Origin of the sequence: Arsukibacterium sp. (assembly GCF_033721375.1) — a bacterium.
In the GTDB taxonomy this organism is placed as follows: Bacteria; Pseudomonadota; Gammaproteobacteria; order Enterobacterales; family Alteromonadaceae; genus Alishewanella.
This window is the reverse complement of the sequence record NZ_JAWWAP010000004.1, coordinates 117,928-132,772: the sequence shown is the minus strand read 5'-3', so window position 1 is coordinate 132,772 and position 14,845 is coordinate 117,928. Positions and strand designations below refer to the sequence as shown.

Genomic DNA, 14,845 nt, shown 5'->3' with positions numbered 1-14,845 from the left:
GCCCTAACCGGTAGCATCATATGGGTTGCCTCCCTGCTGCATCTGCTCTGGGTAATGTTACCCGGACAGATAAACCGGGATGGCGGTTTAGTGCCTGTACCGTACCAGCATGCTGACGGACAATTTTAGCAACAATAGCCAGGCCAAGGCCAGTGCCACCGGTTTGCTGGTTACGGCTGTCGCTTACCCGGTAAAAGGGCTGGAACACTGCCGCAAGCTCAGCATCGGGCAAACCGGGTCCCTGATCGGTGATCTCTACAGTCAGATACCCGGCTTGTTGCTCTGCACTGAGATGAATAGTGCTGCCAGCCGGACTGTATTTAATGGCATTTCGCAGAATATTTTCCAGCGCCCGGCATAACAGCCTCCCATCGGCATCAAGCCATAATGGCCCGGGGGCATCGAGTTGCAGCTGTTGCTGCTTGCTGTCCGCTTCTACCCGATTCAGTGTAATCAATTCCGATAGTATTGCCGTCAGATCACAAGGGCTGATGTCCAGCTGATATTGGCCGGCATCAAGTCTGCTGAAGGTCAGCAGTTCGTCCAGCATAGCATCGATACGTTCCAGTTCCTGTTTAAGTCTGGGTAACTGTTGCAGGTTTTGTTGCTGGTCTGCCAGGCCAAGCGCAAGCTGAGCCCGGGTCAGCGGAGAGCGTAATTCATGCGAAATATCACGTAATAATCGTTGTTGGTTTTGCAGTAAATCACTGATCTGTTCGGCCATGGTATTAAAGCTGCGACCAAGCTGGCCCAGCTCATCGCGTCTTTTCGCCAGCTTGCTGACCCGGCTGCTGAGTTTGCCAGAGGCGAAAGCCAGGTTCTGCTGTAACAGCTCGCGAAGAGGTCTTGAGATAGATACAGCCAGAATAAAACTGGCCGAAGCAGATATCGCCAGCAGCAACAATATTAATACTGGCTCGGACAGCGCCCGCATGCTCCACCAGGGCCGCTGTGGTCTTTGACGTTGCTGATAGAGTGCCAGTTCCTCGCCGGCCACTTCAATAAGAAAGGGCCCGGCCAGATAAACATTGCGATGGCGCAGCAAACGGGGCCGGTTAAGCTGAGCAAGTTCTGTTAACCAGTGCGGGTCAAACCCGTCGGGCAACGCCTCCGGGTTCAATAGTTGCTGGTCCACGTTATTAACTACCAGCCAGCTGCTGCGCTTATCAGCAGCCAGTAGTTGTAACAGACGGTTACGGTCAGCACTTTGTGCCAAGGGCGCCAGCTGGCTTTGTAACTGGCGGCTTAGCGGTGACGGTAGTCGGCGAATATCAGTTGGCTCACTCAGACTGCGTGAAATCACTAAGGTTAAAACCACAGTTAACACCAATACCAGCCAGAACCAGACAAAGATCCGCCCAGCCAGTGAATTAATCGGGTTTAACCAGCGCAGCATCTTCAGACCGGCCCTGTTAAGAATAAGTAACCGCTGCCGCGTAGCGTCTGAATTTTTTCATCATTGGCGAACTGACTGAGTTTTTTCCGGATATTACTGATATGCATATCCAGACTACGATCATACAGTTGCAAGCGTCGGCCTAACACCTGCTGGCTCAGCTGTTCTTTGCTTACCAGCTGACCGGCATGGCGCATCAGCATTTCCAGTAACTGAAATTCGGTTGCCGTCAGGCTGACATCCCGCTGCCGGCACTGCACCTGACGATTGCGCGGGTTCAGTGTTACCTGATTTACTTCAAGTAACGGCGTCGTTTGATTAATATCGTGATGGGCCAGCTCTACCCGCCTTAAAATAGCTTTTACCCGGGCTTGCAGCTCCCGTGGGTTAAATGGTTTGGCAAGATAGTCGTCTGCACCCAGTTCAAGACCGATGATCCGGTCAATGTCGTCACCGCGGGCAGTCAGCATCAGGACCGGGCAATAATTATCATGGCGCAGGGCTTTTAACAGGCTAAGTCCATCGAGGCCGGGCAACATCACATCCAGTAATACCAGCTGATAGTGGCCGGTCTGAGCTTGGCTAAGCCCGCTTACCCCATCATGCACCATGTCAATCTGATAACCATCCATCGCCAGGTAATCGGCAACTAACTGACATAATTCAACATCATCATCGATCATTAAAATTGCAGTCATAGCCATTCCTTACCCACTCGTTCTTGTTCAGTGTATTCAATGCAGACCTGGCCACCAGTGTCTTTACCGAATCTTTACCCGGACTTTGCATTACTTTGCAGTTAAGCCGCTATGCTGTCAGGGTCATAACCACGGAGTATAAATGATGAAAGCAATAACGTTACTGTCAGCCGTTGCCGGCTTGCTGTTTGCAACAGCTCATGCCAATGCCGGGCATCATAGCAAGCCTGAGCAGGCAGACAAGTCTTATAAGATGCAACGGGGTAGTTTTTCATACCAGAAAATGCTGGCCGGACTTGAACTTACTGCATCCCAACAACAACAGCTGCAACTGCTGATGAAAGAGCATAAGGCCAGTAAACCTGAGCGCGCCGGCAGTGCGGAAATACGTACTTCCCTGCGCCAGCTGGTCCGGGCTGACTACTTTGATGAAACAGCCGCTACCGAGTTGTTGCAACAACAACAGCAGCAACGCCTGCAGCAGCGATTGGCGCAGCTGCAATTACGCCATCAGGTATACCAGTTACTGACACCAGAGCAGCGCCAGCAATTGGTCAGCGAGCAGCAACAACGTAAACTTAACTGGCGCCAGAAACATAAAATGGCAGCCGACCAATAAGGTTATTCGATTTCCAGTTCCTTAAGTTTACGCGTTAAGGTATTGCGGCCCCAGCCCAGGCAACGGGCCGCCTCCTGTTTGTGGCCGCGGGTAAAGTGCAGCGCCTGCTGCAGTACAATCCGCTCAAATGCAGGGCTGGCTTCGGCCAGGATGTTCTGTTCACCAGCACTGAGTTTATCTTCCACCCAGCTGGCCAGCTGAGTTTGCCAGTCGCCACTATCTGCTGTCGCCGGCTTCTGATTTGTTCTGGCCGGCTGGGTAAGTTCAGGCGGCAGGTCGGCAACCACAATGTGCTTACCGCTTGCCATCACCGTCAGCCAACGGCAGCTGTTTTCTAATTGACGAACATTACCCGGCCACTCCAGCTGACTTAAAAATTGTTCAGCTTCTTTGGTCAGGGTTTTCGCTTCTACATTCAGCTCTCTGGCGGCTTGTTGCAGGAAATGCTGCGCCAGCCTGGCGATATCCTGTTTCCGGTCTTTCAGCGGCGGTAAATGGACCCGGATCACGTTTAACCGGTGGAATAAATCTTCCCGAAACTTACCTTCCTGTGCCAGATGCTCCAGGTTCTGATGGGTTGCGGCAATAATCCTGACATCAACCCCAACGGCCTGATGCCCCCCGACCCGGTAAAACTGGCCATCGGCCAGCACCCGCAATAAGCGGGTTTGCACATCCAGCGGCATGTCGCCAATTTCATCCAGAAATAAGGTACCGCCATCTGCCTGTTCGAAGCGGCCTTTGCGTAAATTATTGGCGCCGGTAAAAGCGCCTTTTTCATGACCAAACAGTTCTGATTCAATTAAATCTTTTGGAATAGCGGCCATATTCAGAGCAATAAATGGCTGCTCACAGCGGGGGCTGTGTTTGTGCAGAGCCCGCGCCACAAGTTCTTTACCGGTGCCTGACTGACCATTAATCAGTACGCTGATACTGGAACGGGCCAGTCGGCCAATAGCCCTGAATACCTCTTGCATCGCCGGGGCTTCGCCGATAATTTCCGGAGTTATACTGCTAACCTGCGGTTTTTGTCTGGCCCGCTGGCTGTTGCTGTGTTGTAACGCCCGGCTGATAAGGGCAACAGCATCATTGACATCAAAAGGTTTTGGCAAATATTCAAACGCGCCCCGTTTAAAGGCATTAACAGCACTGTCCAAATCAGAATGCGCCGTCATAATGATAACCGGTAGCTCCGGGGCGAGCGTTTGCAGTTTGGCCAGTAATGCCATGCCATCAGTGCCGGGCATCCTGATATCGGACACCACAACAGCTGGTTGTTCATATTCCAGCCGCTGCAGCATTAAATCGGCAGATGCAAAGCTTTCGCACTGAATATCAGCGCGGCTTAATGCCTTTTCTAACACCCAACGAATTGAGTTATCGTCGTCAATAATCCAGACGGTATCACTCATTGCGTTATTCCTCCGTGTCTGAGATAGGCAAATATAAGGTAAATTCAGTCTGGCCAGGCCAGCTGTCGCAGTCTATCCAGCCGCCATGCTGGTGGATAAGTGTCTGGGCAATGGACAAGCCAAGACCGGTGCCACCGGCTTTGCCGCTGACCATTGGATAAAACAAGGTATCTTTAATTTCGGCTGGGATCCCGGGGCCGTTATCAATAACCTTGATAAAAGCGACCAGTTTGTAGCGTTTACCGTTCAGGGTGTGCTGATGCAAAATCCGGCTCTGCAGACATATTGCACCGTTATCAGGCAGAACCTGCTGTGCGTTACGGACAATATTAAGTAACGCCTGTTCGATTAATTCGGGATCAAAGCTGAAATCCGGAATGCTGGGATCATAATCCCGGCTGAAGCGGGCTTTCGCCGGGTTATCCATCTGGGCCAGTTGCAAAACCTGTTCAATAACCTGATGCAGGTTAGTAGTAACTTTCTGGGGCGGTCGGTAAGGGCCCAGTAAGCGGTCAACCAGGTTACGCAAGCGATCAGCCTGGGCAATAATTAACTGGGTATATTCTTTCTGCTCCTCATCCAGTGACTCTTCCAACAGCTGGGCCGCACCACGTAAACCCCCTAATGGGTTTTTAATTTCATGGGCCAGACCACGGATCAGCTCCCGCGCTGCCAGATGCTGATGTTGCTGCAGACTCTCCATACTGATTTTTCGCTGTTGGTCTACCTGGCGTAATTCGAGTAGCAAATGGTTGGCCGGATCTTCACTGACCGTCAGCGAAATATCAAACAACAGGTGGCGGCCATCCAGTAATACGGCTTGTACATCACTGACACTAAAGCCTTGTTTACTGCTAAGTGCTGCAGTCAGATGGCTGGCCTTGATATCCAGATGCTGAAATAAGCCGGGAAAGTACTGACCGGTCAAGCGCTTTTCGCCCAGACCCATGACAGCACAACAGGCAGTGTTAAAATAACGCAGCATTAAATCACTGTCGAGCAGCAACACCGCGGTGGTGAGCTGTTCGGCAAGAGCCATAAAGTCAGGTTGTTTGCTTTGGATTGTCACACTGCCACCTCTGTTGCACCAAATTAGTGCAGGTGACTGGCAGTGTAATCGGTTTTGAGCCGAAATACAGCCTGGGCTGCCCTAATTGGGGTTAATTACCGACGCTCTGTGAAGATAGAAGGTTGTGACAGGACTGGTTGCAATAAGCTTGCCGCTTTGATCAAACAATTCCATTTGCAAGGTATGCTCACCGCGGTTTACATCCCGCAGGATAAAAGTGGCTTTATTCTGCGGCTCACTAAGGGGGGTACCATCTACAACCAACCGCACTTGCAAGCCACGTTTAAACATCGGGGTGATACGGCCAGATACATATACAGAGCCGGTGTTATCACGCACAGTGCCGTGGTTTTCCGGCTGGACAATCTCAATTTTAAAGGGTTCGGGTTCTACTGGTTTTCTGTCGGGCAGATTAGTACCGGTCGACTCCATAATATTTGGACGACTGGTCAGGTTGACTTCTTCTGCACCTGGTTGCGGGCTATCAGAAAATACTAAAACACCATTTGCGTCTTTCGTGACAAAAATGCGCTTTTCCTGCGCCTGCAATGGCAGCATGATTATCAGCAAAGTTAATAACAACAGTAACTTATTCATGTGCTTGTCAAATCCATTGATGTTGCATTTTATTAATTGTCATCACACTTTAGCGCGCTTTAATAAAGAATTCTACAAAAAAAAGGCCCACACAAGTGGGCCTGATTTCAGTAAGCGTTGATTAGACGCTGTAATACAGTTCAAACTCCAGTGGATGCACTGCTACCGACACGCGACGAGATTCTGCACGCTTAATCGCAATATAGGCATCGATCATCGCATCAGACATCACGCCGCCTTTGGTAAAGATAGCGCGGTTTTTGTCCAGCTCGTCCATCGCCTCATCTAACGAAGTACAAACCTGTGGAATATTTGCTGCTTCTTCAGCCGGTAAGTCATACAAATCTTTATCCATCGCATCGCCAGGATGGATCTTGTTTTGGATACCATCCAAGCCTGCCATTAACTGAGCGGTAAAGGCCAGATAAGGGTTAGCAGCCGGATCCGGGAAGCGGCATTCAATCCGGCGGGCCTTGGCGCTTGGCACCAACGGAATACGGATAGACGCAGACCGGTTACGGGCTGAGTACGCCAGCATTACCGGTGCTTCGAAATGTGGCACCAGACGCTTGTAAGAGTTAGTTGATGGGTTAGTAAAGGCATTGATCGCTTTAGCGTGTTTAATAATACCGCCAATATAGTAAAGCGCGATTTCTGATAAACCTGCATACTTATCACCGGCAAACAGGTTTACACCGTCTTTGGCCAGTGACTGGTGGCAGTGCATACCTGAACCGTTATCGCCAACCAGTGGCTTCGGCATAAAAGTAGCTGTTTTGCCGTATAAATGGGCTACGTTGTGGATAACGTATTTTAACTGCTGCACTTCATCGGCTTTTTTGGTCAGGGTATTGAAGCGGGTTGCAATTTCATTCTGGCCCGCGGTAGCCACCTCGTGGTGGTGAGCCTCAACCACCTGGCCCATTTCTTCGAGCACCATACACATAGCACTACGGATATCATGACCTGAATCTACCGGTGGTAGCGGGAAGTAGCCACCTTTAACGCTTGGACGGTGGCCTTTGTTGCCGTCTTCATAAACAGTGCCTGAGTTCCAGGCCGCTTCGGTTGAGTTGATCTTAAAGAACGAGCTGGCCATGGTAGTTTCGAAACGAATATCATCGAACATAAAAAACTCTGGCTCAGGGCCAAACAACACAGTATCAGCGATACCGGTCGATTTTAAATATTCTTCAGCACGTTTGGCGATAGAACGCGGGTCGCGGTCGTAGCCCTGCATGGTGCTGGGTTCGATAACATCACAAGTTACATTTAAGGTGGTTTCTTCAAAGAAGGGATCCAGCACTGCTGTACTGGCGTCTGGTAACAGAATCATATCGGAGTCGTTGATCCCCTTCCAGCCGGTAATGGAAGAGCCATCAAACATTTTGCCGTCTTCAAACATCTCCTCAGTGACCTGACTTACCGGAATACTGACATGCTGCTCTTTACCTTTGGTGTCGGTAAAACGTAAATCTACGAATTTAACGTCGTTTTCTTTGATTAGTTTTAATACTTCCGATGCAGACATGCATTCCTCCAATTGACCCGATTTGAACACTGAATTAGTGATTGCCCTGTTAAATGCCAGATGTATGCCAATATATAAGTGTATTGATTTTACTTGTTTTATTGTTGGCTCTTTACCAAGGAATTACTGTTATGCACCAAATTGGTGCCAGGCTGCCCGTTTGTGGTGCGCCGTAATAACTGCCAAGTGTAGCTGAATTTCCGGCCCTGATTAAAAAAAAAACGGCAATGATGATAAGGTCTTTTTCTTTCTGCGAAAAAAAAGAGTAGAATATGCGCCCTTTACTTTTGAAAAGCGTTTGCCTGGTGGTCATTATGGTCATCTAGTGCCACAGAGGATACTGATTCATGAGCGTTACCGCGTCAACTTTAGATAAACTGCGTAATATTGCCATCATCGCGCACGTCGACCACGGCAAAACCACCCTGGTAGACAAATTGTTGCAACAATCAGGCACCTTTGATGCCCGGGCCAAGTTGCAGGAGCGGATGATGGATTCCAATGCTCAGGAGTCTGAGCGCGGTATTACTATCCTGGCAAAAAATACCTCGGTACGCTGGAACGGTTATCACATTAATATTCTGGATACCCCTGGTCACGCTGATTTCGGTGGTGAAGTAGAGCGGGTATTATCAATGGCCGACTCGGTGTTGCTGTTGGTCGATGCTGTCGACGGCCCGATGCCGCAAACCCGTTTCGTTACCCAGAAAGCGTTCTCCCATGGTTTAAAGCCGATAGTGGTCGTAAATAAGATTGACCGTCCGGGTGCCCGTCCGGATTGGGTTATCGATCAGGTATTCGATCTGTTCGACAACTTAGGTGCCACCGATGAGCAGCTTGATTTCCCGATTGTTTACGCTTCAGCATTAAATGGCTGGGCCACGCTGGATTACAATGAGCCGAAGCCGGATATTACCGATTTATTCGAAGCCATTGTTAAGCATGTGGCACCGCCTGCAGTTGAACTGAATGGTGAAACCCAGTTGCAGGTGTCGCAACTCGATTACTCCAGCTACCTGGGTATTATTGGTATTGGCCGGATTAAACGCGGTAGCCTGAAGCCTAACCAGCAAGTCACAATTGTTGGTGCCGACGGCAGCAAGCGTAACGGCAAAGTAGGCCAGGTATTTGGCTACTTAGGGCTGGAACGGATAGAAACCAACGAAGCACAAGCTGGGGATATCGTAGCCTTTACCGGTCTTGGTGAGCTGAAAATCTCTGACACCATTTGCAGCACCACTAAAGTGGAAGCCTTACCGGCACTGCAGGTAGACGAGCCAACAGTGACTATGACCTTTCAGGTAAATACTTCACCGTTCGCCGGTAAAGAAGGTAAATTTGTTACCTCCCGCCAGATTTTAGAGCGCTTAACGCATGAACTGAAGCATAACGTAGCACTGCGGTTTGAAGAGACGGAAGACGGTGACAAGTTTAAAGTATCCGGCCGCGGTGAATTACACTTAGGTGTATTAATCGAAAATATGCGGCGCGAAGGTTTCGAATTAGCTGTTTCACGTCCTGAAGTTATCATGAAAATAGTTGATGGCGCGAAAATGGAACCGATGGAAAACGTCACCATCGACTGTGAAGAGCAAAATCAGGGTGCCATTATGGAGCGGATGGGAGATCGTAAAGCCGATCTGACCAATATGCAGCCAGACGGCAAAGGCCGGATCCGGATGGATTTCAACATGCCAAGCCGTGGTTTAATTGGTTTCCGTACTGAGTTTATGACGATCACTTCAGGCACCGGCCTGATGTACCACACATTTGACCACTACGGTCCGCACAAAGGTGGCAACATCGGCCAGCGAATGAACGGCGTAATGATCTCTAATGCCGTCGGAAAAGCAGCCGGTTACGCTATTTTCTCATTGCAGGAACGCGGTAAAATGTTTATTGGTCATGCCGAGGAAGTGTACGAAGGTCAGGTTATCGGTATTCACAGCCGCAGCAACGACTTAACGGTTAACTGCTTAAAAGGCAAACAATTAACCAACGTGCGCGCTTCAGGTACTGATGAAGCAATTAACCTGGTGCCGCCAATCCGCTATACACTGGAGCAGGCACTGGAGTTTATTGACGACGACGAACTGGTAGAAGTTACTCCTAAATCTATCCGGATCCGGAAACGTCATTTAACCGAAAACGACCGTAAACGTGCCAGCCGAGGCCCGGCTGCGTAAACGTTTTCTGTTATAAAACAAAGCCAGCTTAACGCTGGCTTTGTTGTTTCTGGCTGAAATATTACCAATAGCTGAATGCTGGTCTGTCTTTGATTTTTCAAGTATTCTTGCGCTTATCAGGATTTTAAGGAGCTGCTATGGACAAGCCACAGCTGGGGCGGTATCTGCGCCAGAGTAAAAATTTCATTGCTGCTTATTTTCAGCGCTGTCAGCAGGATCAGATCACGATAGTGGCGGGTTATCTGGCTTATATTTCGCTGTTATCTCTGGTACCACTAATTGCGGTCATGTTTTCGATGCTCGGTATGTTCCCAATGTTTGAAGAGCTGAAATCAGAATTAGAGCAGCTTATTTTTGCTAATGTTATTCCAACCCGTGGCGCAGAAATTCAAAGCTATATTAATACTTTTATCGGCAATACCAGCGGTATGACAACGGTAGGTATTACGGTGCTAATCGTGGTCGCACTGCTGCTAATATATAATATCGATAAAACCTTAAACAAAATCTGGCGGGTTAAGCAGCGGCCGCGGCCGATTATTTCCTTTTCAATCTACTGGATGATTTTAACGCTGGGCCCGGTACTGATTGGCACCTCTATTGCCGTGACATCTTATCTGGCTACTTTTAGCCGCTATGCTGATGATTACACGCCGGGTATTTCCAGCTTTGTTTTATGGTTAACGCCTTATGTCATGTCACTGCTGGCATTTTTTATTCTTTACCAGGTGGTACCCAATCTGAAAGTGCGGGTGCGCCACGCGTTATGGGGCGCACTGTTGGCGACCATACTATTCGAGTTTTTTAAACGCGGCTTTACTTTATATGTCAGCGAGTTTCCGTCTTATCAGGCGTTATATGGCGCGCTGGCGCTGGTGCCTATCCTGTTTATCTGGGTATATTTATCCTGGCTGGTGGTATTACTGGGCGCGGAGCTTACTGCGTTACTGCAACAACGAGCTGAGTTGGATGAAGCTGAAAAATCGGGAGAGTCGCAGGCATGAAGGCGCTTATTCAAAGAGTTAGCCAGGCGTCGGTATCTGTAGCCGGCGAACAAATAAGTGCGATTGGACAGGGCTTGTTGGTGTTATTAGCCGTTGAAGAGACCGACAATGACGCGTCGCTTACCAAGCTGGTGCATAAAGTGGCACATTACCGGCTGTTCAGTGACAATAATGGCAAAATGAATTTAAATGTACAGCAGGCCAGAGGGGCGGTATTAGTGGTCTCGCAGTTTACCCTGGCAGCTGATACTAACAGTGGTCTGCGACCCAGTTTTACCCCTGCTGCCGCTCCGGCCAAAGCTGAGCAGTATTACCTGCAGTTTATTCAGCAATTAGCCCATCATAATATTCCGGTGCAAACTGGTCGCTTTGCTGCTGATATGCAGGTAAGTCTGATCAATGATGGCCCGGTGACGTTTATGCTGAGTAGCTAACCTTTCACTATTGTTTTAATGATGAGCACCCTATGGCAATACCTTCTGACTGGCAGTTAACCCGGCCGCAAACCCCGGAACAATGGCAGGCTTATTACACATTGCGTTGGCAGGTTTTGCGCGCGCCATGGCAACAACCCCGGGGATCAGAGCAGGATGAGCTTGAACACCAGGCGCATCATATGATGTTAACTGATGGCCACGGCGCGCTGCAGGCCGTCGGCAGGTTACATCTGCTTGATAACACCACTGGTCAGATCCGTTATATGGCGGTTGCCGATAGTGCCCGTGGCAAAGGCGCGGGTAGCATGATTTTGCAGGCACTGGAACAGCAGGCGGTTTATCTTGGCTTGCAGCAACTGCAACTGAACGCCAGAGAACAAGCGGTTGGTTTTTACCAGCAGCACGGCTACCAGCAGGCAGGGCAGGCTGCACCTTTATTTGGCATCGCCCATCTGAAAATGAGTAAAATAATCCGGCTATCTGGCAGCGATGATGACTTTAGCCTTTGGCAGCAGCAGCTGACAGAAACCTGGCAGCACACTATCCCGCTTAGCCAGTATATGCAACTTAAGATAACCGGCTTTGATGGCTACCGCTTAAGCTGCAGCGCGCCGCTGGCGCCGAATATAAATTTACATAAGACTATGTTTGCCGGCAGCATTTACACACTGGCGACGCTAACGGGCTGGGGTATGCTGTATATGCAATTAAAGGCGTTTGGATTGCAAGGTGCCCAGGTACTGGCTCATGCCGATATCAGATATCTGCGCCCCGTCAGCACTGAGCCGGAAGCACGCTGTGAATTGCTTAACTGCAGCGGCAATTTGTTGCCCCTGGCTGAGGGTAAAAAGGTTCGGCAACGTATTAAAGTCGGCATCTATTGTCAGCAGCGGTGTTGTGCTGAGTTTATTGGTCAATATGTCGTATTGCCTGAGCCGTCGCCTTAAAAATAAGCATATTCCTGGCGCGGCCAGTATTTATAAAGCATTTATCAAAACTTGGTAAAGCAGCCAGGGCGCCAGCAGCTGATAATACCTCCCAGACAACACAGGTTTGAGGTATTTATGAAAAGCAAATGGCTTTGGGTTTCGTCCATCAGCACATTGATTGGCATTCTGGCTGGTGGCATTTATCTGTTTTTTGCTGAGCACTCACTGCTACTGAACGACAAAGACCTGACATTGTCTGCGTTCTGGTCAACGTTTATGCTCTGGGCGTTTGTGCTGATGTTTGTGGCCGCTTTATTTTGTAATGTGCTGGCATTTATGGAGCTTGATGATGAACACCGTCTGGCGGGTGTTCATCAGCGGTTGCGGGCCTTGCTCAATGGTGGTGATCGTCAGCAACAGTTCTTACTGCAGGCGCAGCGCCTGTTGAGCCGCAACGGGTTGTTATCTGCCAGCGCTAAAGTTGCCGCCGACTATCAGTTATTAAGGGCGCAGCGCGAAACCCTGGTGTTTGTGCAACAGAGCTGTTTGCCAGTCGACATTACTCAGGTGAGGGCAATGTTCCAGCAAATGCTGGCAGTTGATATTACCGATGGCATAGTAGTAAGCAGTGGCGGCTTTTCTAATCAGGCCTGGATATTTGCCCAGGAAGCCAATATTAGTTTGCTTGACAGTAAAAGTTTAAGAAAACAGCAAAAACGGGCAAAAATCCAGCAAGTACCAATAATTCAGAGCTGATATCAAAGTTTCATCAGGATTTTTAGCAGGAAAAAGGCGATATTAAGTCGCGAAAGGAATCAAAATAATAAACATGGACTGCTTCACTTCCTGCATAGCTGGCTTCGGCCAGCTTTTTTATTGCCAGTGTTCTGGCCACCGGTAACGGACTTACTAGTTAATTTTAAAACGGGTAGCGGCTGACTGCAGTTGGGCGGCTAAGCGGGCGACATCATCACTGTGGACCAGGGTGCGCTCTGCTTTACTGGTACTGCTGTTTGCCAGTTGCACCATTTGTTGCATATTGTCATTGATGGCAGCACCTAATTCCAGCTGACTGGCACTGGCCTCACTAACCGCATTACTTATTTGCCGGGTTTGTGCCATTGCCTGATTAACAGCCTCAAGCGCCGTGGCCAGTTGCTGAGTAGTGGCAACGCATTGCTCAGCATCCGTTTTACCGGTGAGCACCGAGTTAACCGCTTGCTGGCTTTGCTGCTGCAAGCTGGCAATCATCTGCCTGATTTCATTCGTCGCTTGCTGAGTGCGGCCAGCCAAAGAGCGGACTTCATCTGCCACTACGGCAAAACCACGGCCTTGTTCACCTGCTCTGGCCGCTTCAATCGCCGCATTTAATGCCAGCAGGTTGGTCTGCTCAGCAATAGCGCTGATGGTGGTAAGTATGCCACCAATATTAGTTGACTGATCATTAACCTTATTCATTACGTCACTGGTGCCGGATAGCTGACTCGCCAGGCCGGTTATCAGTTGTTGGTTCTTGTGGGCAATTTGTTGGATCTGTTGACTTTGCTCCAGTGCCTGACGCATTGCCTCGCCTGCCTGCTGGGCCTGATCTGCCACGGTTTGAGTATTATCAGCCAGCTCACCGGTAATACCATTAACCCGGCTGATTTGTTGCTGTTGTTGTTGCAGAGAAGTACTGATTTCCTGTACTTCACTGCTGGATTGGCTGGCATTAGTGTTCAGATCAGTGGCGTTTTGCTGGATATTGGTGATTAAACTACGCAGCGAGGCTATCAGGCTGTTTACTTTAGCCGACAAGGCACCGAATTCGTCTTGCTGACTTATAGTTAACTCACGGGTTAAATCACCTTTGGCAATGTCGCCAAGCATATGGTTGATACTAGCCAGCGGTTTGAGCATAGCGCTGATGGTAAAATATGCGGCGACCACCGCCAGCACGACTAAAACCAGCATCATTACCAGGGTGCGGTTGCTGCCTGAATTCAACGCGTCTGATACCTGCTGCTGTAACAGATTAAAACGCTGATCTGCCAGTTCAACAACCTGATCCAGCGCCAACACAGCTTGCGCTACCTGCTGCTCTGAGCTGTTTAATTGCCGCCGGGCGGCTTGCTGTTGCTGCAACTGTTGCTGCTTCAGGCCAACCAGACCGGCATCGGCCTGCAGTTGTTCAGTCAGTGCGGCAAATTGTTGTTTAAATTGCGGCCAGAGCCCATCTGTATCAATACCCGTTATCTGACGGTCAAGATAATCAATATTTACCTGAATATCACTAAGGGTAAAGCCAATATTCTGCTGATTTCTCTCCAGCACGGCTAAATCAACATAAGCGGCCACTTCCCGCACGGTGTTCAGTAAACCCAAAATCTGGCCGTCAATCCGGTTGGCATTGCCACTTATCTGCTCCATTAAATCATCATCCAGCGCCAAGTCGGCGTCGGCTAGATCGAGCAAAACGGCACCGGTTTCGTCAATTAATGTTTCAAGCTCGCTAAGTTCGCCAGCAACTGCATTTGCTGCCGCGTTACTCTGGATGCGGGCATTGAACATGTTGTCTACGGCGTCACTGTATTGCTGAAAATGGTTCAGGGCTGCCTGTAGCGGTTGCTGCAAGGCATCATCTTTAGCAGTTAACTGATTAAAATCGGCGATAAGAGACGTGAACTGGTTTCTGTTTGTAGCAAACTGCTGCTGGTAATCGGTTAATTCAGACTGCTGCTCAGCGGTAAAACCCAGGGCAGATAATTTGGCCAGTTTTAACAACTGGATCTGAGCCAGGTTACTTTGTTGCTGGGCAGGTACGGCCAGCTCGTTGACATCGTTACTGTAGCCGGTAACGGTATTAAAGCTGAACAGCGCTAAAATACTGGCTAACAGCAATAATGCTGCAATAAAACCAAAACCCAGAATGACTTTATGCGCAACTTTTAACGTCATAACCTTCGCCAGTAAATGTCTGCTTGTCTT

At 49.3% G+C, this 14,845-nt stretch carries 13 protein-coding genes; 6 read left to right on the top strand and 7 right to left on the bottom strand.

What is annotated here, in order from left to right:
* Nucleotides 1-16: 16 nt before the first annotated feature.
* Together R3187_RS07450 and R3187_RS07445 are read right to left on the bottom strand one after the other, a co-directional pair.
* Nucleotides 17-1,396: a sensor histidine kinase gene (locus R3187_RS07450; protein ID WP_318966057.1), complete on the bottom strand. Its 1,380-nt coding sequence runs from the start codon at nucleotides 1,394-1,396 to the stop codon at nucleotides 17-19.
* Between the two features lie 2 nt (nucleotides 1,397-1,398).
* A complete protein-coding gene (locus tag R3187_RS07445; RefSeq protein WP_318966055.1) occupies nucleotides 1,399-2,094 on the bottom strand; it encodes a response regulator transcription factor in 696 nt (231 codons plus the stop codon).
* 142 nt (nucleotides 2,095-2,236) lie between these two features.
* On the opposite strand from R3187_RS07445, the gene R3187_RS07440 reads away from it, so the two are divergent.
* Nucleotides 2,237-2,713, top strand: a complete 477-nt coding sequence (locus R3187_RS07440; protein ID WP_318966054.1) for a Spy/CpxP family protein refolding chaperone — start codon at nucleotides 2,237-2,239, stop codon at nucleotides 2,711-2,713.
* A 2-nt stretch (nucleotides 2,714-2,715) separates the two neighbouring features.
* Here R3187_RS07440 and glnG read toward each other — a convergent pair whose 3' ends face one another.
* The 4 genes from glnG to glnA form a co-directional block, all read right to left on the bottom strand.
* Complete coding sequence (gene glnG, locus R3187_RS07435) at nucleotides 2,716-4,125, bottom strand: nitrogen regulation protein NR(I) (RefSeq protein ID WP_318966053.1); 1,410 nt, start codon at nucleotides 4,123-4,125, stop codon at nucleotides 2,716-2,718.
* Nucleotides 4,126-4,129: 4 nt separating this feature from the next.
* Entirely contained in the window at nucleotides 4,130-5,194 is a 1,065-nt protein-coding gene (glnL, locus tag R3187_RS07430) for a nitrogen regulation protein NR(II) (RefSeq protein ID WP_318966052.1), read from the bottom strand.
* Nucleotides 5,195-5,275: 81 nt separating this feature from the next.
* The gene (locus tag R3187_RS07425) at nucleotides 5,276-5,791 is read right to left on the bottom strand and encodes a DUF4124 domain-containing protein (RefSeq protein ID WP_318966051.1); all 516 of its coding nucleotides are present in this window, start codon (nucleotides 5,789-5,791) and stop codon (nucleotides 5,276-5,278) included.
* 121 nt (nucleotides 5,792-5,912) lie between these two features.
* A complete protein-coding gene (gene glnA / locus R3187_RS07420; protein WP_318966050.1) occupies nucleotides 5,913-7,322 on the bottom strand; it encodes a glutamate--ammonia ligase in 1,410 nt (469 codons plus the stop codon).
* A gap of 347 nt (nucleotides 7,323-7,669) precedes the next feature.
* Between glnA and typA the strand changes: the two genes are divergently transcribed.
* The 5 genes from typA (at nucleotide 7,670) to R3187_RS07395 (ending at nucleotide 12,634) form a co-directional block, all read left to right on the top strand.
* Nucleotides 7,670-9,508, top strand: coding sequence for a translational GTPase TypA (typA, locus tag R3187_RS07415; RefSeq protein WP_318966049.1), 1,839 nt, complete (start codon nucleotides 7,670-7,672; stop codon nucleotides 9,506-9,508).
* A 137-nt stretch (nucleotides 9,509-9,645) separates the two neighbouring features.
* Nucleotides 9,646-10,512 (top strand): virulence factor BrkB family protein, encoded by an 867-nt coding sequence (locus R3187_RS07410; RefSeq protein WP_318966048.1) that lies wholly within the window; start codon nucleotides 9,646-9,648, stop codon nucleotides 10,510-10,512.
* Nucleotides 10,509-10,946, top strand: coding sequence for a D-aminoacyl-tRNA deacylase (gene dtd, locus R3187_RS07405; RefSeq protein ID WP_318966047.1), 438 nt, complete (start codon nucleotides 10,509-10,511; stop codon nucleotides 10,944-10,946). The genes R3187_RS07410 and dtd overlap by 4 nt, the downstream gene beginning before the upstream one ends.
* Nucleotides 10,947-10,978: 32 nt before the next feature.
* Nucleotides 10,979-11,896, top strand: coding sequence for a bifunctional GNAT family N-acetyltransferase/hotdog fold thioesterase (locus R3187_RS07400; protein ID WP_318966046.1), 918 nt, complete (start codon nucleotides 10,979-10,981; stop codon nucleotides 11,894-11,896).
* Nucleotides 11,897-12,013: 117 nt separating this feature from the next.
* Entirely contained in the window at nucleotides 12,014-12,634 is a 621-nt protein-coding gene (locus R3187_RS07395) for a restriction endonuclease (protein ID WP_318966045.1), read from the top strand.
* Between the two features lie 153 nt (nucleotides 12,635-12,787).
* On the opposite strand, the gene R3187_RS07390 is transcribed toward R3187_RS07395, so the two are convergent.
* Complete coding sequence (locus R3187_RS07390) at nucleotides 12,788-14,815, bottom strand: methyl-accepting chemotaxis protein (protein WP_318966044.1); 2,028 nt, start codon at nucleotides 14,813-14,815, stop codon at nucleotides 12,788-12,790.
* Nucleotides 14,816-14,845 lie beyond the last annotated feature (30 nt).

Coding starts and splice junctions, on each gene's coding strand:
- R3187_RS07450 (WP_318966057.1), bottom strand. CDS start 1,396: ATGCTGCGCTGGTTAAACCCGATTAATTCACTGGCTGGGCGGATCTTT.
- R3187_RS07445 (WP_318966055.1), bottom strand. CDS start 2,094: ATGACTGCAATTTTAATGATCGATGATGATGTTGAATTATGTCAGTTA.
- R3187_RS07440 (WP_318966054.1), top strand. CDS start 2,237: ATGATGAAAGCAATAACGTTACTGTCAGCCGTTGCCGGCTTGCTGTTT.
- glnG (WP_318966053.1), bottom strand. CDS start 4,125: ATGAGTGATACCGTCTGGATTATTGACGACGATAACTCAATTCGTTGG.
- R3187_RS07425 (WP_318966051.1), bottom strand. CDS start 5,791: ATGAATAAGTTACTGTTGTTATTAACTTTGCTGATAATCATGCTGCCA.
- glnA (WP_318966050.1), bottom strand. CDS start 7,322: ATGTCTGCATCGGAAGTATTAAAACTAATCAAAGAAAACGACGTTAAA.
- typA (WP_318966049.1), top strand. CDS start 7,670: ATGAGCGTTACCGCGTCAACTTTAGATAAACTGCGTAATATTGCCATC.
- R3187_RS07410 (WP_318966048.1), top strand. CDS start 9,646: ATGGACAAGCCACAGCTGGGGCGGTATCTGCGCCAGAGTAAAAATTTC.
- dtd (WP_318966047.1), top strand. CDS start 10,509: ATGAAGGCGCTTATTCAAAGAGTTAGCCAGGCGTCGGTATCTGTAGCC.
- R3187_RS07400 (WP_318966046.1), top strand. CDS start 10,979: ATGGCAATACCTTCTGACTGGCAGTTAACCCGGCCGCAAACCCCGGAA.
- R3187_RS07395 (WP_318966045.1), top strand. CDS start 12,014: ATGAAAAGCAAATGGCTTTGGGTTTCGTCCATCAGCACATTGATTGGC.
- R3187_RS07390 (WP_318966044.1), bottom strand. CDS start 14,815: ATGACGTTAAAAGTTGCGCATAAAGTCATTCTGGGTTTTGGTTTTATT.